16 protein-coding genes and 3 tRNA genes are annotated in these 22,702 nt (G+C 69.2%); 10 read left to right on the top strand and 9 right to left on the bottom strand.

Features of this window, described 5'->3' with window-relative positions; genetic code table 11:
* The first annotated feature begins 5 nt into the window (after nucleotides 1–5).
* A tRNA-His gene (locus ON34_RS06240) sits at nucleotides 6–81 on the top strand.
* A gap of 227 nt (nucleotides 82–308) precedes the next feature.
* Here ON34_RS06240 and ON34_RS06235 read toward each other — a convergent pair.
* Entirely contained in the window at nucleotides 309–1,541 is a 1,233-nt protein-coding gene (locus ON34_RS06235; protein ID WP_040775321.1) for a L,D-transpeptidase, read from the bottom strand.
* A gap of 302 nt (nucleotides 1,542–1,843) precedes the next feature.
* On the opposite strand from ON34_RS06235, the gene ON34_RS06230 reads away from it, so the two are divergent.
* The 4 genes from ON34_RS06230 (at nucleotide 1,844) to ON34_RS06215 (ending at nucleotide 4,292) form a co-directional block, all read left to right on the top strand.
* Nucleotides 1,844–1,916, top strand: a tRNA-Lys gene (locus tag ON34_RS06230).
* Between the two features lie 716 nt (nucleotides 1,917–2,632).
* Complete coding sequence (locus ON34_RS06225; RefSeq protein ID WP_040775317.1) at nucleotides 2,633–3,262, top strand: transglycosylase SLT domain-containing protein; 630 nt, start codon at nucleotides 2,633–2,635, stop codon at nucleotides 3,260–3,262.
* A 91-nt stretch (nucleotides 3,263–3,353) separates the two neighbouring features.
* Nucleotides 3,354–3,668: a hypothetical protein gene (locus ON34_RS06220; RefSeq protein WP_040775314.1), complete on the top strand. Its 315-nt coding sequence runs from the start codon at nucleotides 3,354–3,356 to the stop codon at nucleotides 3,666–3,668.
* 93 nt (nucleotides 3,669–3,761) lie between these two features.
* Nucleotides 3,762–4,292, top strand: a complete 531-nt coding sequence (locus tag ON34_RS06215; RefSeq protein WP_040775311.1) for a DnaJ family domain-containing protein — start codon at nucleotides 3,762–3,764, stop codon at nucleotides 4,290–4,292.
* A 9-nt stretch (nucleotides 4,293–4,301) separates the two neighbouring features.
* Here ON34_RS06215 and ON34_RS06210 read toward each other — a convergent pair whose 3' ends face one another.
* Nucleotides 4,302–4,766 carry a MarR family winged helix-turn-helix transcriptional regulator gene (locus ON34_RS06210; RefSeq protein WP_040775308.1) on the bottom strand — a complete coding sequence of 155 codons (465 nt, stop codon included), beginning with the start codon at nucleotides 4,764–4,766 and terminating at the stop codon, nucleotides 4,302–4,304.
* A gap of 58 nt (nucleotides 4,767–4,824) precedes the next feature.
* Here ON34_RS06210 and ON34_RS06205 point away from each other — a divergent pair, with 58 nt between their 5' ends.
* Together ON34_RS06205 and ON34_RS06200 are read left to right on the top strand one after the other, a co-directional pair.
* A complete protein-coding gene (locus ON34_RS06205) occupies nucleotides 4,825–5,802 on the top strand; it encodes a pirin family protein (RefSeq protein ID WP_040775305.1) in 978 nt (325 codons plus the stop codon).
* A gap of 134 nt (nucleotides 5,803–5,936) precedes the next feature.
* The gene (locus ON34_RS06200) at nucleotides 5,937–6,233 is read left to right on the top strand and encodes an excalibur calcium-binding domain-containing protein (RefSeq protein WP_040775302.1); all 297 of its coding nucleotides are present in this window, start codon (nucleotides 5,937–5,939) and stop codon (nucleotides 6,231–6,233) included.
* A gap of 86 nt (nucleotides 6,234–6,319) precedes the next feature.
* Here ON34_RS06200 and ON34_RS06195 read toward each other — a convergent pair whose 3' ends face one another.
* Nucleotides 6,320–6,541 carry a DUF3618 domain-containing protein gene (locus tag ON34_RS06195; protein ID WP_040775299.1) on the bottom strand — a complete coding sequence of 74 codons (222 nt, stop codon included), beginning with the start codon at nucleotides 6,539–6,541 and terminating at the stop codon, nucleotides 6,320–6,322.
* A 164-nt stretch (nucleotides 6,542–6,705) separates the two neighbouring features.
* On the opposite strand from ON34_RS06195, the gene bcp reads away from it, so the two are divergent.
* Entirely contained in the window at nucleotides 6,706–7,179 is a 474-nt protein-coding gene (gene bcp / locus ON34_RS06190; RefSeq protein WP_040775453.1) for a thioredoxin-dependent thiol peroxidase, read from the top strand.
* A gap of 3 nt (nucleotides 7,180–7,182) precedes the next feature.
* Here bcp and ON34_RS06185 read toward each other — a convergent pair whose 3' ends face one another.
* On the bottom strand, nucleotides 7,183–8,412 hold the full coding sequence (locus tag ON34_RS06185; protein ID WP_157172190.1) for a DUF7159 family protein: 1,230 nt from the start codon (nucleotides 8,410–8,412) through the stop codon (nucleotides 7,183–7,185).
* Between the two features lie 297 nt (nucleotides 8,413–8,709).
* Between ON34_RS06185 and ON34_RS06180 the strand changes: the two genes are divergently transcribed.
* Nucleotides 8,710–9,333 (top strand): TetR/AcrR family transcriptional regulator, encoded by a 624-nt coding sequence (locus tag ON34_RS06180; RefSeq protein ID WP_051022200.1) that lies wholly within the window; start codon nucleotides 8,710–8,712, stop codon nucleotides 9,331–9,333.
* Between the two features lie 37 nt (nucleotides 9,334–9,370).
* Here the strand turns inward: ON34_RS06180 and acpS are convergent, their stop codons facing one another.
* Together acpS and ON34_RS06170 are read right to left on the bottom strand one after the other, a co-directional pair.
* Nucleotides 9,371–9,808, bottom strand: a complete 438-nt coding sequence (gene acpS, locus ON34_RS06175; RefSeq protein WP_040775285.1) for a holo-ACP synthase AcpS — start codon at nucleotides 9,806–9,808, stop codon at nucleotides 9,371–9,373.
* Between the two features lie 76 nt (nucleotides 9,809–9,884).
* Nucleotides 9,885–19,199: a type I polyketide synthase gene (locus ON34_RS06170; RefSeq protein WP_040775281.1), complete on the bottom strand. Its 9,315-nt coding sequence runs from the start codon at nucleotides 19,197–19,199 to the stop codon at nucleotides 9,885–9,887.
* A 385-nt stretch (nucleotides 19,200–19,584) separates the two neighbouring features.
* Here ON34_RS06170 and ON34_RS06165 point away from each other — a divergent pair.
* Nucleotides 19,585–19,666: transfer RNA gene (locus tag ON34_RS06165), tRNA-Leu, on the top strand.
* 376 nt (nucleotides 19,667–20,042) lie between these two features.
* On the opposite strand, the gene ON34_RS06155 is transcribed toward ON34_RS06165, so the two are convergent.
* From ON34_RS06155 to ON34_RS06145, 3 genes are all read right to left on the bottom strand, one after another.
* Nucleotides 20,043–21,053, bottom strand: a complete 1,011-nt coding sequence (locus ON34_RS06155; RefSeq protein WP_051022190.1) for a nucleotidyl transferase AbiEii/AbiGii toxin family protein — start codon at nucleotides 21,051–21,053, stop codon at nucleotides 20,043–20,045.
* Nucleotides 21,050–21,700, bottom strand: a complete 651-nt coding sequence (locus tag ON34_RS06150; RefSeq protein WP_218003852.1) for a hypothetical protein — start codon at nucleotides 21,698–21,700, stop codon at nucleotides 21,050–21,052. The genes ON34_RS06155 and ON34_RS06150 overlap by 4 nt, the downstream gene beginning before the upstream one ends.
* 245 nt (nucleotides 21,701–21,945) lie before the next feature.
* Nucleotides 21,946–22,656 (bottom strand): SDR family NAD(P)-dependent oxidoreductase, encoded by a 711-nt coding sequence (locus ON34_RS06145; protein WP_040775277.1) that lies wholly within the window; start codon nucleotides 22,654–22,656, stop codon nucleotides 21,946–21,948.
* Nucleotides 22,657–22,702 lie beyond the last annotated feature (46 nt).

The following is a 22,702-nucleotide window of genomic DNA, read 5'->3' as shown; positions in this document are numbered from 1 at the left end:
CGATGGTGAGCGTAGTTCAGTTGGTAGAGCACCAGGTTGTGATCCTGGCTGTCGCGGGTTCGAGTCCCGTCGCTCACCCCATGCGGGCCAGGTCAGGGCATCGAGTTCCTGACCTGGCCCGCTCGCTATTCGCCGGAGCACAGCTGAGCTTCGCCAGTCGCAACACCCCGACAGTGGGCGTACCGCCGCTTCAGGTCAGTGCGGAATCCGCCCGGGCCAGGCTGCGCCACGTTCCGCGAGTGCGGCCTGGAACGCCGAACGGGCCACCGGATTCCCCGGTGGCCCGTTCGGCGTTCTCGTGCTGTGGCTCAGCGGTTGTCGTCCGCGTTGCCTGCCTTCCAGACCGGCCAGGGAATGTTCCAGTCGCCCAGGCCGTCCACGCCCGACAGCGTGCCGCCCACGGTGTTCTTCACGATCGTGATGTCACCGCGCTTGGCGTTCTGATACACCCATTGCGCGTTCGCCGGGCTGAGGTTCAGACAGCCGTGGCTGGTGTTGCTGTAACCCTGCGCACCGACCGACCACGGCGCCGAGTGGAAGAAGATGCCGCTGTAGGACAGTCGCGTCGCGTAGTCCACCGGCGTCTTGTACCCGTCCGGCGAGTTGACCGCCACGCCGTAGGTCGAGGAATCCATGATGATCTTCTCGTGCCGGTCGGCCACGATGTAGATGCCGTTGTCGGTGGGCGTGCTGTTCTTGCCCATCGAGGTCGGCATGGTCCGGATCACCTGACCGTTCTGCTCGACGGTCACCTGCTTGGTGTTGTCGTCGGCGGTGAAGACCACCGCGTCGCCGATGGTGAAGAACGAGTGGATGTTGTCCTGGCCGTAGAGACCGTCACCGAGATCACGCCCATAGACGTTCACATCGACGGTGACCTTCGTCCCCGGCGCCCAGAAATGCTCCGGCCGCCAGCGCACCTCACGATTGTTGATCCAGTAGAACGCGCCCTCGACCGGCGGCTCGGTCGTGATCTTGATCGCGGACTGCGCGGCCTTCCGGTCGGGGATGTTCTCGTCGAACTGGACGGCCACCGGCTGACCGATGCCGACCACCTCGCCTTCGCCGGGCACCAGGTAGGGCTTGGTCTGGTTGTCCGGCGAGCTGGTGGTGAAGCTCAGCGTGGTGGAGTTCGCGCCGCCGAGCCCGATCGCTTCGGCCTTCAATCGGTAGGTCTTGCCGTAGCCGAGCACCTCGGTGGTCTCCCAGGACCGTCCGTCGGCGGCCAGCTTGCCGTTCACCGTTTTGCCCTGCGGGCTGACCAGGCTCACGGTGGTGAACTTGCCGTCCTCGACCTTGAACGTCATCGGCACACCGGGCGAGACCCCCACCTCGCCGTCCTTGACCGGAGACAGCAGCTTGGGCTTGATCAACTCCGTGATGGGGTTGCGATCGATGGCCACCTGCGCGGCGCGCGAGGCGTCGGATGACGAGCACCCGGTCAACGCCAGCGCGGCGACGGTCATGACGATCACAGGTGCGGCGATCGTGCGAATCGACCACCGTCCGGCCGGTCTGCGCCGACCCTTACCAACGCTCATTTCAACCCCGTTTCAAGTCTCGGTGCTCCCGGAACACACCGATGGCTTCGGATACCAACCACCACGCCGTTCACCCCGCCGTGTCGCGGGCGGTCGGGACCACAATCGGACATTCTGCCAGCACGTCACGCCTGGGCCAATGTGAACACCGCGCCCGTCACTGCAGCGTTACAACCGGTAGATCAACTCGGCGCACCCCGGCGTTACCGCCCGGGCGGACACCACATCAGCGCCGGTCAGGGCACGATTTCACTTCTGGCGCCTCAGCCTGTTAAGGTTTGTCCCGCAGCGGAAAACGCCGCGCGCCATTAGCTCAATTGGCAGAGCAGCTGACTCTTAATCAGCGGGTTCGGGGTTCGAGTCCCTGATGGCGCACAGCACAGACAGACCGTGCCCTTGCCAGTCCCCCGACGGCAAGGGCACGGTCTTTTCTTCTCCCAGCAGCCCGAAATGCCCGTGACCTTTGCGTGACCTGCGCCGCTTCCCACAAGTACCACAGGTCTCAATCCGGACAGCTTTACGCCTTCGAGAGCGGCGAATCCAGTCGCCGGGCCGAAAATTTCTGTGATGTAGCACACATTATGTTTACCAGCAAACTCCCAGGTCAGCGTGCGCTTTGATGACCTTGTCCTGGGCTTTCCAAGATCATTCACCCCATTCATTCACGGCTCGTTCACCGTTTGTTCACCTAGCGTGACCATTCTGCAATCAGGTCACAAAGCGACCTGAAGTTTGGTCAGCCCGAGGAGTTGTAGACACCGATTCGGTAACGATCGCACGGATGGCAGCTGTCAGCCAACGCGATCGGCGGAGCGGATCCGGAAACGGACCCGCAATCCCCATACTTCCGCCCGTCTCTTCGCATCCAGGATGCGGAGTCCCGCGCCACACCGCGCTCCAGGCCCCATCGAGGGCGAACCGGCGCCGCACGCACGAAGCGCGCCGCGTTCCGGGGACACGAGTCCCCCACAACCAAAGCACACAACAGCAGATGGCCGTTTCGGCGAACGTCAACGAGCGTCCGCCGCAGGATCCGTGCTGCCCGAACGCGGCCGGATCGAGAAAGTCCCCGATAAAGGAACCGATTCGCAATGCCTGACAGACGCCTTTCCGCCCTTCGTCGCCCCTCCCTTCGCGAAACCATCACCGTCGCCGTCGCCGCCGCGGGTGTCGTGGCCGTGGCAGCCTCCTCCGCGGCGTCCGTGGCCGACGACAGCGTCCCGTCTCGCATCGCCATGGTGGCCGAGCAGCAGACCGCCCCAGCTCCGGCGCCCGCCGCGCCCGCGCCCGTCGCCGCACCGGTCGCGGAGGCGATCCCCGCGCCCATGCCCGCTCCCGCCCCGGCCCCGGCTCCGGAGCCCGCCCCCGCGCCGATGCCCCCGCCGCCCGCGCCGGTGTACGCCAACAACCTCGACGGCTGGATCCGCCAGGCACTCGACATCATGGCGGCCAACAACATCCCGGGCACCTACAACGGCATCCACCGCAACATCTTGCGCGAGTCCTCCGGCAACCCGCAGGCCATCAACCTCTGGGACTCCAACGCCGCCGCGGGCATCCCGTCCAAGGGTCTGCTGCAGGTGATCGATCCGACCTTCCGCGCCTACCACGTCGAGGGCACGTCGTGGGACATCTGGGACCCGGTCGCCAACATCGTCGCCGCCTGCAACTACGCGGCGCACCGCTACGGCTCGATGGACAACGTCAACAGCGCGTACTGAGTCCGTCACCGCCACGCAGCCTCCCCGTCCGCCGACGGGGAGGCTGTGGCGGGTCTAAGGTCGATGCACACCCCCGACCGAGGGACACGCCATGACCGACTACGCACACAGCGAAGCGGCGGCCAAGAGCCGCGCGGAGAAAGCGCGACGGCTGGCGGGCTACCTCTGGCAGCGCGGCATCACCGGCGCCGAGGTGCTCGCGATGTCCGCGCCCGTGCGACGAAAGCTGGCCAGGGCGGCCGAAACCAATCCCCCGAGCACCGACGAGACCTGGGTGACGGTCGCGACGCTGCTGGCGGAGAAGGACGACTGGGCCGCCCGGCATCCGGAGCATCCCGCGGCACGGCGCGAGCACGCCGACGAAAAACTGCTCTGGGTCAAGCCGCCGATCACGCCCTGGTCCTGAGCGTCACCGAAAACCCTTCCGGGGCAAGCCTTTCCACGTCTACTACAAGATTCCGTAGACTGGCCCCATGCATCCGCCGACGCCGCCGTCGTGATGACCGAGCGCAAGCCGTCGAAGTTGACCTTCGAATCGTGGATCGAAAAGCAGATCCACGAGGCGGCCGAGCGCGGCGAATTCGAGAACCTGCCGGGCACCGGCAAGCCGATTCCCGGTGCGGGTGCGGCCCACGACGAGGACTGGTGGTTGCGCGGGTACCTCCGCCGCCAGGGAGTCAGCGGCGACGCGCTGCTGCCGCCCTCGTTGCTGCTGCGGCGTGATATCGAGCGCCTGCCCGAGACCGTGCGCGATTGCACCGCCGAACGGCAGGTGCGGGCGGCGGTGAGCGAGCTGAACAAACGCATCGTGGAGTGGCTGCGCCTGCCGGAGGGACCGTTCGTGCCGATCGCGCCGGTGAACGCGGATGAGATCGTCGCGCAATGGCGAACCGCGCGCGATGCCGCGCGGGCGCGCCGCGCGGCATCGTCGAGGGCGACTGCGCAGGCGCGCGGCGACGAGGTCGTCGCCCATCCGCCTCGGCGGCGCCGGTGGCTCCGCTGGCTGGGCCGCGGCCCCCGCGCCGAGTAGCGGGCGCGCTCAGGCGTCCAGTTCGGTCGCTTGCTCCACCTCGGCGACCACTTTGTCCGCGAGCGCGCGCAGCGCCCGCGCCTCCGCCGCCGTCATCGGCTCGACGAACACGCGGCGGACCAGATCCACGTGGTTCGGCGCGGCCCGCTCCAGCGCGGCGCGCCCTTCCGGCGTGAGCTGCACGATGATGCCGCGGGCATCCTCCTCGGCGGGCCGCCGCTCGACCAGCCCGCGGGCGTCCATCCTGGCCAGATGCTTGGACAACCGGCTCTTCTCCCAGCAGACCTCGGTGGCCAGCTCCTTGGCGCGCAGACAGCCGCCCGGCGCGGCGGACAGCGCCACCATCAACTCGTAGTCCGCCAGGGACAGGCCGTCCTCGGCCAGCCCGGCCGAAATCGCCCCGTCCAAACGCTGGCGCAGCCGCACATAGGCCTGCCAGGTCTCCTGCTCGTCGTCGCTCAACCACCGGACCATGGGAATGAAGTCTAGTCACGATTGGTTGACATGGACACCAACTCTTCAGGAGGTTCCCGTGCCCGCCGTCACCGTTCCCGACATCATGGTCCTGCCGCGCCTCCCTCGCCCCGACGTCACGCTGCGCGAGCGGCCGGTCCGGAGCGTGGTGACCGCCCAGAAACAGCGCGAGGGCGCTGGATTCGAGGTGCGCAGACCCTTCCCGAGCATGGATCTGCGCGCGGCCGACCCATTCATCCTGCTCGACCAGATGGGCCCGGTGGCCTACGAACCGCACGAGGCCAAAGGCGCGCCCTGGCATCCGCACCGCGGCTTCGAGACGGTGACCTACATGCTCGACGGCACCATGGTGCACCACGATTCGCACGGCGGCGGTGGCGTCATCGGCGAGGGCGACACCCAGTGGATGACCGCGGGCTCCGGCATCCTGCACGACGAGGTCCCACCGGAGGAGATGGTCGCCTCCGGCGGCTGGTTCCACGGCATCCAGCTCTGGGTGAACCTGCCGCGCACCCTCAAGTTCGCGGCGCCGCGCTATCAGGATCTGCGTGCGGGCGAACTGACCCTGGTGAGCTCGCACGACGGCGGCGCGCTGGTCCGGCTCATCGCCGGCGCGGTCGGCGGATTCACCGGTCCCGGTTCGACATACACGCCGATCGCCTACGCGCACGCCTCGATCTCACCCGGCGCCCGGCTGGAAACGCCATGGCCGCAGGAGTTCACGGCGATGGCGTACGTGCTGTCCGGCAGTGGCACGGTGGACGCCGAGCGCAGGCCGCTGCGCGAAGGACAACTGGCGGTCTTCGGTGACGGTGCCGCGATCACCGTGACATCCGATGCGCGCCAAGACAATCGGACCGGCGCGCTGGAGGTGCTGCTGCTCGGCGGGCAGCCGATCAGGGAACCCGTGGTGCAGTACGGACCCTTCGTGATGAACACCCGCGCGGAGATCATCGAGGCGATCGAGGACTACCAGGCCGGGCGGATGGGAAACATCCCGGCCGAGCATCTCGGTGGCGCCGCGCCGACAGTGTGACGCCCGCCGTATCCGCCACCCCCTAATGCCCTAATTCCGTCCCCCTACGGTTGACAAGAGAGCGAGCCGTCACAACAGTGGATGCGGCGTCCGGTCGGACGCCGAAACCACCGCAGCAGACAACAGAGGAATACATGAACGTTCGCCGGCTCACCGTCAGCGCGGCCGTCGCGGGAATGACCCTTCTCGCGGCACCGGCCGCCCTAGCCGCCCCTCCGACCGGTTCCTCCGGTACCGGCTCCTCGGCCGTCGACACCGGCTCCGGTGCGACCGGCTCGGCCAACCTGTCGCAGACCGGTTCAGCTGGTGGCGCCTTCGCCAACTGCGATGAGGCCCGCGCCGCCGGACGGGCACCGTTGGTCCGCGGCGAACCGGGCTTCGGTCCGCACCTGGATCCCGACGGCGACGGCTTCGCCTGCCCGACGGTCTGAACCGACCGCGACAACGACGACACCCGGTGGGCATCGCCACACCGGGTGTCGTCGTTTTCCAGCTCGGCGGAAGATCTCGCGCGGCGTTAGCGGAAGACCTTCAGCAGCACCAACCCGACGAACACGGCGGCGGCGCCGATCAGGCTGTACTTCACCTTCGGCTCGTTCAGCTTCGCGACCACGATCTGCTTGGTGTCGTCCGCGATCCGGTGCGGATCCGCGCGTACCGCGAGTTCGTCGAGCGTGCTCGCCAGCCGAGTGCGGGCGGCCTCGATCTCCCGCTCGATCCGCTCGGTATCCCTTGCCACGTTCCACCCTCCTGTTGTCGATTGCCGCGCCGGGAGCACGAACACGCCGAGTGCTCGGCCGTTCGCGGAGCGCCCAGCGCACGCGGACGAGTCTATCCGCCCCGCAGCCCGCGATCGGGCCACGCGAGGATGTCCTGTCCGAGTGTTCGGTTACCGTGCTGAAGGTGACCACAAACCAACGACTCTCCCCCGGCGACACCGCCCCCGACTTCACGCTGCCCGACGCCGACGGCAAAGACGTCTCGCTCGCCGACTACCGCGGCCGCAAGGTGATCGTGTACTTCTACCCCGCCGCGAGCACGCCGGGCTGCACCAAGCAAGCCTGCGACTTCCGCGACAACCTGGCCGAGCTGAACGGCGCCGGCATCGACGTCGTGGGCATCTCGCCGGACAAACCGGCCAAGCTGGCCAAGTTCCGCGACACCGAAGGGCTGACCTTCCCGCTGCTGTCGGATCCCGAGCGCGCCGTGCTCACCGCGTGGGGCGCGTACGGCGAGAAGACCATGTACGGCAAGACGGTCGTCGGCGTCATCCGGTCCACCTTCCTGGTGGACGAGCAAGGCAAGATCGCCGCGGCGCAGTACAACGTCCGCGCCACCGGCCACGTCGCCAAGCTGCGCCGCGACCTGTCGGTGTAGCGCTCAACCCGGCATCACCTGCTGCGCGGCCCATTGCGCCATCAAGCGCAGATGCTCGTCCCACCAGTCCGCCGCTTCCGGGGTGAACGCGGCGGGCGGCGGAGACTCACCGGGGAACAGCAGCGCTTCGTTGGGCGCGCCCACCTTGCGATGGGACGGGACGCCGGTGCCCGGCATCAACGGGTCCTGGGCATCCGACTCCTCGTGGCCAGCGGTTTCGACGACCGACAACGGCAACGGGTCGCTCTCTGGAGCATCGCCCCAGTGCTCGCCCGAAAGCTGCGATCCGCTCGCGGCACCGGTCGAGCCGAGCGGGGCGGCGAAAGGTCCCTCCGCTTCGGCGCCGTGCGTCCGATCCAGCCCTCCGGAGACATCCTCCGCACCGGCTCCGTCGCGCTGCGCGTCCGCGACCACGGTCGGCATCGGGCGCGAGAAACCATTGAGCACGTAACCGCCGCCGACGACCATTCCGCTGGCCAGCACACCGGCCGCCGCGAACAACGCCACCCCGCCACGCGCCCGGTGCGGCTCCTCGACCGGCTCGACATGGCGGTCGGATTCCATTCGCGCGCTCGACGCTGCGCCCGCCGCGCAGGCGAAAGCGGCCATCGTGCAGGGAATCACCGGCACCCCGAAGTCCTCGACAGCGGCCGAAACCGCCGGTTCCGTGGCGGCCGAACCGATCAACGCCACCGCGTCCGGCCTGGTCGCCGCCGCCTCCAGCTGCTCCCACGCCGCCGTCACGGCGCCGCGGAGCGACTGCGGCGTCGTCCGGCCCGCCCGCCCCACCGCGGCGAGCACCCGGCGGCGCCCGCGATCGACCAGGGTGAACGCCTGGTATCCGGGGACCACCTCGCAGACCAGCAGGTTGTCGAAGATATCGAGCGAGGTCAGCATGCCCGCCACACTCAGATGGGCCGACTTCGCCGAGACCATGGAAGCGCTGTGCCAGGGACCCGTCGCCAGCCGGGTCACGATGGCACGCCGCTCCGCGGCGTCCCGGTAGGCGACCGCGACGCCGCCGATCTCCCGATCCGAACCGAGTCCGGCGGCCACAGCGTTCAACACCGCCTCCACGGACGCCGCCACATCCGCTGTGCTGTCGCCATCGGTCCGTCCCACCCGGCGCAGCAGCACACGATCCGCGAGCTTCTCGCCATCGGCGAGCGCCACCGCGTACACGGCACCTCGTTCGGTGGAAACGCCGAGAGTCACCACAGATTCAGCCACCACTGATCACGCCTCCCTCTAGGCATTGACCGAGCTCACGCGCTTACCGAAAGCCATGAGCCGCATGGATTCCCCTGCTCGGAGCACACGACGCGAGACACGCGCGCTCGGAGTGTGTTCGGCGCCACATCGCCGCGCGGATGGGTGCGGAAAATCAACCGGGCTGAACTCGAACAGCGAACGCGCGTGCCGCCGACGTGCCCATACCGCTAGCCTTGATGCGTGGAAGTACGCGCGGAGGCCAGGTCGAAGCACCGTCCGGACCCTGCGTTGGAGCTGCAGGACGACCCACAGGAGCTCATGCCGCGACGCCGGCCGACGCAGGAACGCAGCAAACGCAAATTCGACGCCTTACTCCAGGCATCCAGAGAACTGCTCGTCGAGGTCGGTTTCGAGTCGTTCACCTGTGAAGAGGTGGCGGCAAGGGCCGAGGTGCCGATCGGCACGCTGTATCAGTTCTTCGCCAACAAGTACGTCATCGTCTGCGAGCTGAATCGCCAAGACTTGGTGGCCGTTTCCCAAGAGCTGGCCGACTTCCACGGCGAGATCCCGTCACTGGACTGGCTGCGGCACATGAACCAGTTCGTCGACCATCTGGCAAACCTGTGGATGACCGACCCGTCCCGGCGCGAAGTCTGGCTCGCCATGCAGTCCACGCCGTCCACCCGGGCCACCGGCGCGATCCACGAGAAGCAGTTCGCCGAGGTCGTGTCGCAAATGCTGCGCCCGCTCACCCCGCGCACGCCGCGGGCGCGGCGCACGATGATGGCCGAAGTGCTGGTGCACGTGGTCTATTCGATGCTGAACTTCTCCGTCCAGGACGAACAGAGCAGCGCGGACGCGGTCGCCGAACTCAAGCGGCTGATGGTCGCCTACCTGCTCGTCGCGGAGAAGGAATCGCGCACCGGCAGCGAGAAGAGGTAGAGGGTGGTCCCGGCGCGAACCGGGACCACCGCACCGCTCAGCCGACGCTGTCGCGTCCTTCGATGAGATCGGCCAGCTCACCCGGGTCTTCGAGCACGACCATCGCCGCCGCGGTGTCGCCGTCGTGGGTCAACGACAGGTGAACCCGTACCCGGGGCAGGAATTCGGCGGCGAGGCCGTGCAGCTTGATGCTCGGCCTCCCCCAGGCGTCGTTGACCACCTCGATCAGCGGATACGGGTTGTCCCCGATCTGCGGGCGGCGGGCGAACCGCGAGGATGCCCACGCTTTGAGCACCGCCTCCTTGGCTGCCCACCGCGCCGCATAGCTGCGCGCCGGGTCGGTCCCTTTGCTCTGGCAGTAGCGCCGCTCGCCCGCGGTGAAACTCTCCCGGAGCATGGTGGTTCCGGCGCGTTCGAGCTGTTCGGCGAACTCGGAGATGGTCACCAAGTCCAAGCCGATACCGAGGATCGTCATAGGCGCGCAGCCTACGACGTTGTCCACGACGGCGTGCGGGGACCCGGCGCGGCGAGTTGCCCCGCCGCGCTTCCGGTTACGCGCATCCGAACCCTTTCGCCCGGTACGCCCCGTCCTCGGCCAGACGCGCGTCCGGCGAGAGCAGCACGTCCGCCTCGAGTTGCCGAATCCGCTTGGCGGGCGTTCCCTCCCCGCCGAGGCGGCGATCCGCGGGCCGCTCGTACAGCGGCGCGCCGCCGCACATGGCCTCGACGAACCGCTGCCGACCGGCCAGCTGCCGCTGCTGCGCTCTGCGCTGGTACTCCTCCCGCTTGCCCGGCTCGATGGCCTGGATGAACGCCTGCGGGTGCACCACCGCGAGCAGACCGGACACGTGCCCGAAGCCGAGCGAGGTCACCAGGCCCGCCTTGAGCGGCAACCGGTCGCCGAAGCGCAACGGCTCACGCACCCACACGAGGTGGGGGTATTCGCGCATCTTGTCGTCGACGCAGTCCAGGCTCCGGTTCGGCGGTACCACACCGCTTTCCAGCACCTGGCACAGACCGATCAGCTGGAACGCGGCCGCGCCGCCCTTGGCATGGCCGGTCAGGCTCTTCTGGGAGACGACGAACAGCGGAGCGCCGTCCGACCGCCCGATCGCGGCGGCCAGGCGTTCGTGCAGCTCGGACTCGTTCGGGTCGTTGGCCGCGGTCGAGGTGTCGTGCTTGGAGACCACCGCGATGTCGTCGGGCCGCACGCCGAGTTTGCGCAGCTCCGCGACGAACCGCGACTCGCGGCCTCCGCGGCCCGCGCCCAGGGCGCCGAGGCCGGGCGCCGGAATCGAGGTGTGCACGCCGTCGGCGAACGACTGCGCGTAGGCCACCACGCCGAGTACCGGCAAACCGAGCTCCAGGGCGATATCGCCGCGGGCGAGCAGCACGGTGCCGCCACCCTGCGACTCCACGAACCCGCCGCGGCGGCGGTCGTTGGCGCGGGAGAAGTACCGGTCGCTGATGCCCTTGGCACTCATGGCCGCGGAGTCCGCGGTGGCCGACATGTCACCGAAGCCGACGATGCCCTCGATGCCGAGGTCGTCGTAACCGCCCGCGACCACCAGCTCCGCCTTGCCGAGCCGGATCTTGTCCACGCCCTCCTCGACCGACACCGCGGCGGTGGCGCAGGCCGCCACCGGATGCACCATCGCGCCGTAGCTGCCGACGTAGGACTGCACCACGTGGGCCAGCGCGACGTTCGGCAGCGCCTCCTGCAGGATGTCGTTCGGCCGCGGCTCACCCAGCAGGTTGTCGATGTAGAGCGAGCGCATCGACGTCATGCCGCCCATGCCGGTGCCCTGCGTGTTGGCCACCAGCGAGGGGTGCACCCAGCTCATCAGCTCGGCGGGGCTGAACCCGGAGCTGATGAACGCGTCCACCGTGCACACGACGTTCCACAGCGCCACCCGGTCCACCGAGGCGGCCATATCGGGCGAGATGCCCCAGATGGTCGGATCCCAGCCGGTCGGGATCTGGCCGCCGACGGTGCGCGACAGCTTGGCCCGGCGCGGCACGCGGATCTCCGTGCCCGCCTTGCGGGTCACCGTCCAGTCGCCGGAATCCGGGACCGGTGTGATCACCGTGTGCTCGGGATCGGCGGCGTGGAAGGCGCGGGCCTCGGCCTCGCCGCCCACCGTGAACGACAGGTCCTGGTCGAGGAAGACCGAGGTCATCAGCGGAGCCGAGTTGTCGGTCATCGCGCCGTCGTCTTCGTAGCGGCGCACACCGCAGCGAGCGACCACCGCGTCGTGGTAGCGCTCGGCCAGCTCGTGCTCCGGCACGTAGTCGCCGGAGGCGGTGTCGTACCAGCCCGGCTTGGGGTCGTTCTCCCAGGTGACCATGCCGGTGGTCCAGGCCAGCTCCAGCACGCCCGCCGCCGACAGCTCGTCGGAGACCTCCATCTCGAAGCGGGTGCGCGCCGAGCCGTACGGGCCGAGCTCGCCCGCGCCGACGATGACCACCATGTCGGCCGGATCCGCGGTCACCTCGCCCCACTCGGGCACCGGCAGCGCCGAGGACATGGTCGGCGGCGCGGGCAGCGCCGGGATGGTCTTCTCCGCGTCCGCCGCGGTCTCGGGCTCGGTGAGCTCCGCGGCCTGCTTGGCCAGCGCGGGCAGGTCCAGCTTGGCCCTGGCCAACCCGCCGGTCAGGTCGATCTGCTGTGGACCGGCGACGGTCACCTGCCTGGCCCGCGAGGTGCACCACTTGAGCAGCTCGTCGGCCATCTCGGTGGTGGACCAGGTCTGCACGCCCGCCTTCTCGACCGCGGCGACCATCGGGTCGTTGTGGCCCATCAGGCCGGTGCCGCGCACCCAGCCGATCAGCGCGTGCACCAGCGTGACCCGGGCCGACCACGACTTCTCGGCCCGCCACTTGGCGACCACCGCGTCCAGCGCCGCCTTCGACTCACCGTAGGCGCCGTCACCGCCGAACATGCCGCGGTTGGGCGAACCGGGCAGCACCACATGCAGCTTCGCGTCCACGTCGTGGTCGGCGCCCAGCGTGGACAGCCCGCCGATCAGCCGCTCGACCGACCACAGCAGTACCCGCATCTCCAGTTCGGCGCGTGCACCCGCGTCGGCGAGGTCACCGGCCACCCGCGGCGCCGCGAACGGCAGCAGCAGGGTCGGCGTCATCGCGTCCTTGACCTTGACCTTCGCGCCGCCCGCGTTGTCCACCTGCTCGGTGCCGACCCAGTCGATCAGCGCGTCGATGTCCTGGTAGGACGCCATGTTGGCGGGCACGACCCACAGGGCCGCGCCGTGCCGGGCGTTGTCCCGGTACAGCTTCCGGTAGAAGGCGAGACGCTCGTCGTTGAGCGTGGACGTGGTGACCACCACCGTGGCGCCACCGCTGAGCAGCCTGCCGGTCACCGCCGCGGCGATGGATCCCTTGCTCGCGCCGGTGATCACGGCGATGTCCGAGGACCAGACCCCCGGCTCCGCGACGCTGCGCGCGGCTTCCGCGATCCGCTCGTACAGCCGGGCCAGCACCGACCGAGCCTCGTGCATCGCGCGCTGACGCCACCAATCCGCCTGCGCGGCAACGGCTTCGCCTGCCCCGAGGAATCCGGTGACCGGTCCGTTCCCGCTTCCGGCGTCGTCGGCGAGCCAGAGCCTGGCCAAGTCCTCCCGGGCCGTGGCCCACCGGTCGTCGAGCAGCACCGCCTTGCGCGCGTCGAACACCGGCGCGACCAGACGCGGCCAGTCCGAACCCAACTCGGCCGAGACCAGGTCGACCAGCGAGTCGTCGCTGGCATCCGGCGCGGAGACCCGCTCGGACAGTCCCAGCTGATCGAGGATCACACGCGCGGCCGTGGCCAGCACGCCGTCGCGGCCGGTGATCTGCTCGGTGAACTCGCCCAGCGCGGCCGCGTCGACGGTCCCGCCGCCACCGCCGCCCGCGGCGGGCAGCGACACCGCGATACCGCGGCGGGCCGCGACGGCCTGCACGGCGGCGTCGATGGCCGCGTCTACGGAGGCGGCGTCGCTCAGCGAGCCGGAGACCAGCCCGCCGAGATCGCCGCCACGCACGCTGGTGCCCTCCCTGGTGCCGAGCGACACTTCGGCGGTCACGTGGCTGGCCCACCCGTCGCCGAGTTCCCAGACCTTCTTCACCCGCTCGGCGATGGCGGCCGGACGCTTGCCGGACGGGCCGAACACCTTGCGCAGATGGTCACCGATGGCATCGGTGAGGACGGACCCGAAGGGACGGTAGGTGCGGGCGAGCCGCTCGACGGTCGCGGAGAGCGCGCCCATGTCGGCGTCGGCCGCGCCGTCGATCGCGCCGAGCGAGAGCTCGGAACCGAGGTCGACGAGCAGCTGGTTACGCCGGGAGGACACGCCGTCGCACAGGCCCTCGATGGTGTCCACCGGACCGATCTGGTCCAGCCGCAGCTTCGTCCACAGCGCGATCAGCACGCGGGTGGCGTCGGCGGCGGTGAACGCGATGTCGTCCGGACGCGGGCCCGCCGAACTCGGGGCGGGCGCGGCGACCGGAGCCGCGGCGGCGGGTGCGGGGGCCGCGGCAGCCGTCGGCTCCTCGACCGGCTCGTCGACCGGCGCTGGGTCGGTGTCGGTCGCGTACACGATCGCGGCTTCGCGCTCGACGTTGAGCACCTCGACCTTCGCGCCGCCGAACGCGGGCAGCTTCAGGGTCTGGCTGGCCAGGTTGGCCACCGTCGGCGTCGCGCCGAGGCCGATCTCCACGAACCGCTCCACGCCGAGGCCGCCCTGCTCGGCTTCGGTGAACAGCAGGTCCTGGGTCTCGATCCAGCGCACCGGGCTGGCGAACTGCCAGGCCAGCAGCTCGATCAGCACGACGCGGCACAGGTCGGCCGGGCGGGCCGCCCAGCTGTCGAAGTCGGCCAGCACCGCGGCCAGCGGCTCCGACGGCACCAGATCGGCGATCTCCTGGATGAACGCGCGCTCCAGCGAGAACGGCTTCGGCACCAGGTTCGGGATGTAGCGGCCGATCAGGATCTCCGGGCGCAAGTCCACGGGCAGCAGCTGCTCGAGCTTGTTCCGGAACTCCGGAACGCCCTTGCGCAGCACGGTGGAGTGGAACGGCACATCGATGCCGGGGACCAGGATGAACGCCCGCTTGCCGCCGAATTCCGCACGGCGCCGATCGATCTCCTGCTCCAGCGCGTCCAGCCCGGCCACCGTGCCCGCGATGGCGTACTGCGAGCCGCGCAGGTTCAGGTTGACCACCTCGAGGAACTCGCCGACCCGCTCGCCGACGCCATTGACGAAGTCGACCACGTCCTCGTCGGGCAGCCCGATCTGGGAGGGCCGGATCGCGGCCATCCGGTAGTCGCTGCGGCCCTGCGCGTCCCGCGGCACCAGTTCGTGCATCGCCGATCCGCGCTGGAACACGACCTCGAGCACCGCCTCCAGCGGCAGCACGCCCGCGACGGCCGCGAGCGCGTTGTACTCGCCGACCGAGTGACCCGCGAAGATCGCGCCGTCCACGAACGCACCCGCCTCGCGCAGCTCCGCCACCTGGGCGACGCCGAGGGTCGCCATAGCGACCTGGGTGAACTGGGTCAGGTGCAGCACGCCGTCCGGGTGCCGGTGCTCGACGCCGCGCGCTTTCAGGTAGGTCGGGTTGTCCCGCACCACGGCCAGGATCGAGAAGCCCAGCGCGGCACGGGTGTGCTTGTCGGCGCGCTCCCAGATCTCCTTGGCGGCCTTCGACCGGGCCCGGGCGTCCAGCCCCATCCCCTTGCGCTGGATGCCCTGTCCGGGGAAGGCGTAGACGGTCTTCGGGGCCGCGGTGCGACCGGTCGCGGTCATCACCAGCTCGCCGCCGGTCCGGCAGGAGACCTCGACGATCTCGCTGCCCGCGTCGACCGCGACGCGCTCCACGCGCACGTCGATCTCCGCGCCGGGGCGGACCATACCGAGGAAACGGGTGGTCCAGGCGGTCAGCGTCCGCGCAGGGACGGAAGCGGCCGGGTCGACCGCCGACACCGCGTGCTGCGCGGCGGCCGACAGCCACATGCCGTGCACGATCGGGCTGCCCAGCCCGGCCAGCTTCGCGGCGGAATCGCTGGTGTGGATCGGGTTGTGGTCACCGGAGACGGCGGCGAAGGCGTGCATGGTGCGCGGCGCCACGATCGTGATGTCGCGACGACGCCTGCGCGGGGTGTCGGTGGCCGCGTCGGACAGCGTGCCCGCCGCGCGCGGCGGATCGGTGAGTTCGCCGGTGCCGTTGCGTCCGCGGATCGCGAACCGTTCGGTGAGCGTGGCCAGCACCGGCATGGACATGCCGGTCTCGGGCTTGTCCAGCATGGCGGTGATCCGCACGGTGACCTCGACGACGCGGCCGAGATCGGTGTCGAGGGTCTCCCCGGCCTCCGCGCGCACCGCCAGCACGCTGGTCTCCGCGGGCAGCTGCCCGGCGAGGTGGATCTGGTGGTCCAGGTGGACCAGGTCCAGCATGCCCTCGATGACGCTCTCGCCCTTGGCGGTGCGGGTGGCGCCCAGTACCGCGAACACGGCGGGCCAGCAGGCGCCGACCAGCACGTCGGGCACGGTGCGGCCGAGCGTGCTCAACCCGGCGGGCAGGCCGGAGCCGGTCACTCCGGCGTGATCGGCGATGAGATCCGGGGTCCAGGCCAGGTTCACGTGCGCGACCTTGCCCTTGACCTCCGGCAGCGCCTGCCCGGCCGCCACGGCCAGCAGCGCGGACATGGCCTCGTCCGCGTCGGCCTCGGTGACGACCGGGGAGCCGCCGTTGTAGACGGTGGTCGGCACGGTGATCCGGATGCGCACCGCGTTGTCCGCGAGCAACGGAACGGTCAGTTCCAGGTAGGAATGCTCCGGCTCGGGTCCGCTGGTCTCGACGAGTGTCGCGCCGGTGGGCGGGTGCACCGCGCCCTTCCCGTCGACCACCCATTCGGACAGATCGCCGAGCCGGTGCACCGGGCTGATGGTGGTGCGCCCGGCCCACTGGACGTCCGGCGCGGCCAGGACGGCGTCGATGGGGCCGGTGGTGATGCCAGCGGTGCGGCGCGCGTCCACCGGGGTGGGCACCACGCCGGCGCGCACCAGCGAGTACGCGGTGTCCTGCTCGAAGCGGTCGAGCAGCTCGCCGACCGGCTCGTCGACCCGGGTGATGCCCGCGACCGAGACGGTGCCCGGGATGACGCACACCTGATCGGCCGAGTAGCGCGGGTCATGCGCCTGCCACAGCGAATCCGACCGCCACCAGCGGCGCACGTCGGCGTCGACAATGGGGACGAAGTTGACTGGTTTGCCCGGTGTCTTGCACAGCGACACGAAGAACGGGACGTCGGCAGGGTGCAGCACGGTCCGAGCCGCGGCGGGGTACCGGTCCTTCAGGGTGCACAGCGCGGCGACCGGGTCTTCGAAGTCGTCGTCGCTCGAGAACAGCGTGGGGATCTCGCCGCGGTCGGCCGGGTGCAGGCGGGATTCGGTGCGGCGCACCATCTCCGCGAATCGGTCGCGCCAGGTGATGTCCAGCCAGACCGAGCGGGTGGCCTCGGCGATCGCGTCGCCGAGGTCGCTGCCGCAGTCGAAGTCCTTGCGGTGGTCCAAGCCGACCGCGAGCTCGACGTAGCGCTCCAGCCACTCCTGGTAGGTCATGGCGGTCAGGTCGCCGAAGTACGGTTTGGCCGTCGCGTTCAGCGCCGCGATGATCTCGTCCCGGCGCGCGGCGACCGCGTCGGCGTCACCGGCGACCTCGTCGAGCAGGCGGCCGGTGCGTGAGGCGGCGTTGTCGATCTCGTGGATGTCGGCGCCCAATTGGCTGCGGCCGGAAGCCATTCCACCGGACGCGGTGCCCGCGCCGACCCAATCCGGCGTGCCGGGGGTGTCCACCAGCAGCTGCTTGACCTCCGGCGCGGTGGTGGCCTCCAGCGTCGCCATGGCCGCGGTGCCGACCAGCACGCCGTCCAGCGGCATGACGGGGTAACCGTGCCGCACCGCCCATTCACCGGTGAGGTACTCGGTCGCGCGTTCGGGGGTCCCGATGCCGCCGCCGACGCACACCACGACGTTGGCGCGGTTGCGCAGTTCGGCATAGGTGGCCAGCAGCAGGTCGTCCAAGTCCTCCCAGGAGTGATGGCCACCGGCCTTGCCGCCCTCGATGTGCATGATCACCGGGTAGTCCGGCACCTCGTCGGCGATGCGCAGCACCGCGCGGATCTGCGCGACGGTGCCCGGCTTGAACGCGACATGCGCGATGCCGACCTCGGTGAGCTCCTGGATGAGCGCGACGGCTTCCTCCAGCTCGGGAATGCCCGCGGTCACGATGACGCCGTCGAACGGAGCGCCCGCCGCACGGGCGCGCTGCACCAGTCGCTTGCCGCCCAGCTGCAGCTTCCACAGGTAGGGGTCCAGGAACAGCGAGTTGAACTGCACCGTGCGACCCGGGTGCAGCAGCTTCTTCAGCTCGGTCACCCGGTCGGCGAAGATCTGCTCGGTGACCTGACCGCCACCCGCCAGCTCTGCCCAGTGCCCCGCGTTGGCCGCGGCGGCGACGATCTTCGCGTCGACGGTGGTCGGTGTCATGCCCGCGAGCAGGATCGGCGAGCGGCCGGTCAGTTTGGTGAACGCGGTCTCGACGACGATGCGCCCGTTGGGCAGCCGGACCGGTCGCGGCGCGAACGCCGACCACGGTGCCGCTGGTTCGGGCGCCGCACCCGGGGTGAGCAGGCTGCGCTGTCCGGCGCGGGTGGCGGCGGCGAGCATGCCGACGCCGGTGCCCTTCAGCGTGCCAGAGGTGATGCGGGAGAGCAGATCGCCCGGACCCAGGTCCAGGATCCACTGCGCCCCGGCCGAAACGACGCTCTCGATGGTGTCGACCCAGTCGATCGGGTCCACCAGGATCTGTCGCGCCAGCTCGCCAGCCAGCTCGGCGTCCAGGCCGCACTGGGTGGCCCAGCTGCTCACCAGGTCGACGGTGTCGGCCAGGGCCGGGTGGTGGAACGCCACGTCGACGGACACGTCCTCGAAGACAGGGGCGAACACCGAGCCACCACGCAGTTTGGCGTCCCGCTCGCGGGCCTCCTCGTCGTGGATCCGCGCGCACCGCTGGCGCACCCGCTCCAGTTGCGCGGGCGGGCCCGACAGCACCGCGCGACGGCGTCCGTTGCGGATCGAGACCACCACCGACGCGGACGGGTCGAGTCCTTCGCACACCTGGGCCACCACATCGCGCAGCCGCTCAGGATCGACGTTCGACACCGCGACCATCGGCGACCGATCGCCCACCGGCATCAGTCCGCGCCGCCGCGCGACCAAACCGGCTGCGGCGCCGATCATCTGGGCGATCGCGAGCAGCTCGGCGTCACGCGTGCCGCCCGACTCGACCGCGGCCGCCGCCAGCAGTCCCTGCGAGTGCCCGACGATCGCGGCCGGCGCGTGCTCGGCCGCGTCCAGACCTTGCAGCCGCAGTGCCCGCACGGCGGCCACCTGGGTCAGCAGCACACCCGGCATGGACACCGCGGCCGAGCGCAGCACGTACTCGGACGGCGCCGCGGAGGTTTCGCCCTCGTCGGTGTCGGCGAGTTCGTTCTCCAGCATCCAGCCGATCGGGTCGAAGCCCACCGGCCGGACCACCAGCAACTGTGCCGCGACCGGCTCCAGCAGCGTGGCCGCCTCGTTGACCAGCGCGGTCAGCTCCGGCTCCAGAGCGCTGTCGCGCCCGATCTCCTCCAGCTCGTTCAGCCACTGCGCACCCTGGCCCCCGAAGGCGAGCGCGTACGGCACGCCGCCGAGCAGACGATCCAACAGCGGCGACCGCACCCCGTCCGGCGCGGCCTTCCCGGCGGCCGCGACCACCTTCGTGCTCCGTCCGGTCCCGGTCTTGGTGCTCTCGTTGATCGTCAAGGCGCTTCGACTTCCTTTTCCATGCGACATGCCTCGGCGACACGCCGGTCCCTCTCGGTACGCGGGCGCTCGCGGGCGATCGGCCTGATACCGGCGAGGATGGCACAAAATCATGAGGAAATCCTCACGTTTGTCCCCCGGCGAGCCCCCTACTCCGGCGTATTCGAGTACGTCCGTACCAGAATGGTCAGAAACATGACCCAGCCTCATGTTTGAACGCGCTGGTCCATGGGTTACCAACACGTAGGAAACATGAGTGCTCCTCATGTTGGCCGTTGCCAAATCGTTATAATCCCAGGTGAGGTTACTGGCGAGTACGCCACGCCCACCCAATGCTTCGCTATGGCCGAAATGCCCGGTAGAGTTTGGACGGTCGTACCATCAAGCGCGAGTGGCGAAATTGGCAGACGCGCCAGATTTAGGTTCTGGTGTCCACGGACGTAGGGGTTCAAGTCCCCTCTCGCGCACAGCTTCGCAACAGATCTGTTGGGTGTCGGTGCCGTGTGTGCGAGTGCACTCGGACCCACCGGGCATGACTAGCGAATCGTTACGCTGACCTGCGCCGATATGCGACACACCTGACGGATCACGCCGTCACGGTGACCTCGAAAACGCTTGCTGGCGGGGGTGATCGACGGTGATCGCGCTCGTCGTTCCACCACAGTCGCCGCTGCAGGAACTCATCCACGGCCCGCTGTCCGCGACCCCGGTTGTGCGCACTGCGGACCGGAACATCGTCTACGGCATGTGCAGGAACATCCATGACCACCGCCATCGCGTCGGTCAACGGTCAGCCGCATTCTCAGCGACGCAGCAGTCGGTCGCGTCGAGATCGGGGTGAGGTCAGCCTGATCCGGCGATCAACGCTGAGAATGCGTGAGCGAGCCGTTCGAGCCAGCTGTTCGCGTCGAAGTCGATGTCCATCTCGTAGCAGACCCAGTGGGTGACGGCGAATGAATCCCAGTCGACTCGCCAGCGGCGGATCGTCTCAGGGCCGAACCCGTGTGCGTGTTCACCGAGCACGGTACGCAGCAGCCGAGGTGTCAGATGTGTCTGTGGGCATTCGGCGAGGACCACAGCGTCGTAGAGGTCTTTGCCCGCGACGCGGTCCTTCTCCATCGAGTCCGAGCGCAGCCACAGCAACTTCCACGCCAGCGACAGCTCACGGCTCGCGGTGATCACGGGTGTGGGCGGACCGCCGTCACCGCGCGGGATGGCTGTCCAGACCGGTGCGTCGGGAAGCGGTTCCTCGGCTGCGAAATCCAGCCGTATCGCACCCGATTCCCCGCTATCGGTGTGGTACGGCACCCGGATCCGCACGCCGGGCGTGTCGTATCCGTAATCGTATCCATACGAGTAGCCCCACTTCCCGTCATGCTCGGCGGCGTCGGCATCGAGGACGACACCGCCGCCCGCATGTGGATCGGCCCGGATCGCCTCGACCAGATCTGTCAAAATCGCAGGCGGGCTGTCCCTATCCGGCTGCGGCCACCACTGCTCCTCGGCCTGCATCCAGCGCAGGCCCTCCGGGGGCAGTACCGGACGGCTGCCGAACGTGGCGAACTCGTCCTCGGCCCAGATCTGATATTCGGCCGCCCCATCGACTGCCTCGGGCCACTGCTGCACCCAGGTGATGTCGTCGACGTACGGGAAGGGATCGAGCGGGTCCGGAAAATCGGCTGCCGACAGCCCCGGCGCGATCCAATCCAGATCGGCCGGAGGTCGCGCGTGTTCACCCACCCACGCTTGCAGCGTCATGCTGCCACGCAGCACCAGCCCGGCGGCCCACTCCGCACCGGCGACGACAGCGAGCACATGGTCCAGGGCCGCGCGGTGCGCCTCGTCCACGATCATGGCGCCACAGCGGTCGATTCGGTGATCCACCCCGCATCGAGTCCCGGGCGATCGTCGTACACGACGAACTCCCGCTCCACCTCGACGACGGGAAACCCCGCGGCCGCCACGTCCGCGAGGAGTGCCTCGAGCCGGTCGCCTGCTTCGGACAGGCCGACGCCATGAGCCCGCTGCGTCACGAACCGTTCGTGTCGCCCGTGCCCCGCCGAGCGGCGGGCATTGCGGGAGACGTGCGCGGCATGAGGTTCGACGAGAGCTCGCACCCGCAGTACATCCGCCTCACCGCCCAAGAGCAGCTTGACATGATGCTCGAAGTAACAGCCCGTCGGCAGCGCCACCGCCTGCTCGGCCGTCTGCGGAATCTGTTCGTTGAACGGACTCGCCTCGATCTTGGCGCGGACCAGAGCGAAACCGGCCACTCTCAGGGCGAGAGCGTAGTCCTCGACCGCCCGCTTCGCGTCGGCGAAGGTCCCCGGCACTGCGAATGTGAGCATCGGCTGGTCCGGCACGCTTCCACGATCCAGCAGGATCCGCGTGTAGCGCACGCTACGGGCTGCGGCCCAGTCGACCAACCGCGATTCGTCCGCACGAGGGTGCACTGTCAGGTGCACCTCGAAATCCCCCGCGAACTGATGTTCGATCACCACGAATTGAACATAGCCAGACGGTCACGCCTCAGCGTGGCAACCCATACCATCACCGGGAAGCCGGTCGGCGGAGAATCCGCGCCGCCGAGTACCGGGAGACCGCGAGGCGGCGGCCCACTTCTTCGTGTTCGGCATCGAGGTCGCGAGCCCGGCTGCACTGCATTTCGCTGGGCTCACCACGTCCTGCGTCGACGAGCCGTTTCATTGACGCCGCAATCGGATTCGTGGCCAAGATCCGGGTTCGATCACCAGGGAAGGGCTCCCTCGGCGTCGAAGTAACCCCCAGTGGGTCCATCGGGTCCTACTTGCGCCATGCGCACGATGATTTCCACGGCCTGCTCGACGGTCTGGGTACCGGTGTTCCCGTTCAGGTCGGTCTTGGTGAAGCCGGGTTCCACCGCATTGATCCGCATGTTCGGCAACGCCTTCGCGTACTGCACGGTGATCATGTTGACCACGGTTTTCGACGCAGGGTAGGCAAGGCCCGGGTAGGCATACGCCGCGGTGCCCGGTGTGGCGACTCGGGTCAGCGACGCCAGCCCGCTGCTGACGTTCACCACGACCGGTGCGTCGGAACGTTGCAGCAGCGGGAGGAAGGCGTGCAGGACGCGCACCGTGCCGAAGACGTTCGTGTCGAACGTCGTGCGCATCAAGTCGGCTGTCACATCCGCCGCGCCGATCACGACGTTGTCGTCACCCCACTCCGGAGCGATACCGGCATTGTTGATCAGGACGTCCAGTTCTTCAGCGGCCTCGATGGTTTCGACCGCGGCAGCCACCGACGCGTCGTCGGTGACGTCGAGCTGGACTGGCCGTGCGCCGAGTTGTGCGGCGGCCTGACGCCCACGTTCGGCGTCCCTGCTGCCGAGATAGACGGTGTGACCCGCGTTGACGAGTCGGCGGGCGGTTTCGAAGCCGAGACCTTTGTTCGAGCCGGTGATCAGCGTTGCTGTCATGCCCTCACGCTAGGACTTCGAGTGCGCTCGAAGTCAAGCCGCGGCA

The organism is Nocardia pneumoniae NBRC 100136, from assembly GCF_000308755.1.
GTDB classification, from domain to species: domain Bacteria; phylum Actinomycetota; class Actinomycetes; order Mycobacteriales; family Mycobacteriaceae; genus Nocardia; species Nocardia pneumoniae.
Note: the sequence above shows the minus strand (reverse complement) of the source record. Positions and strands in the feature narration are given on the sequence as shown.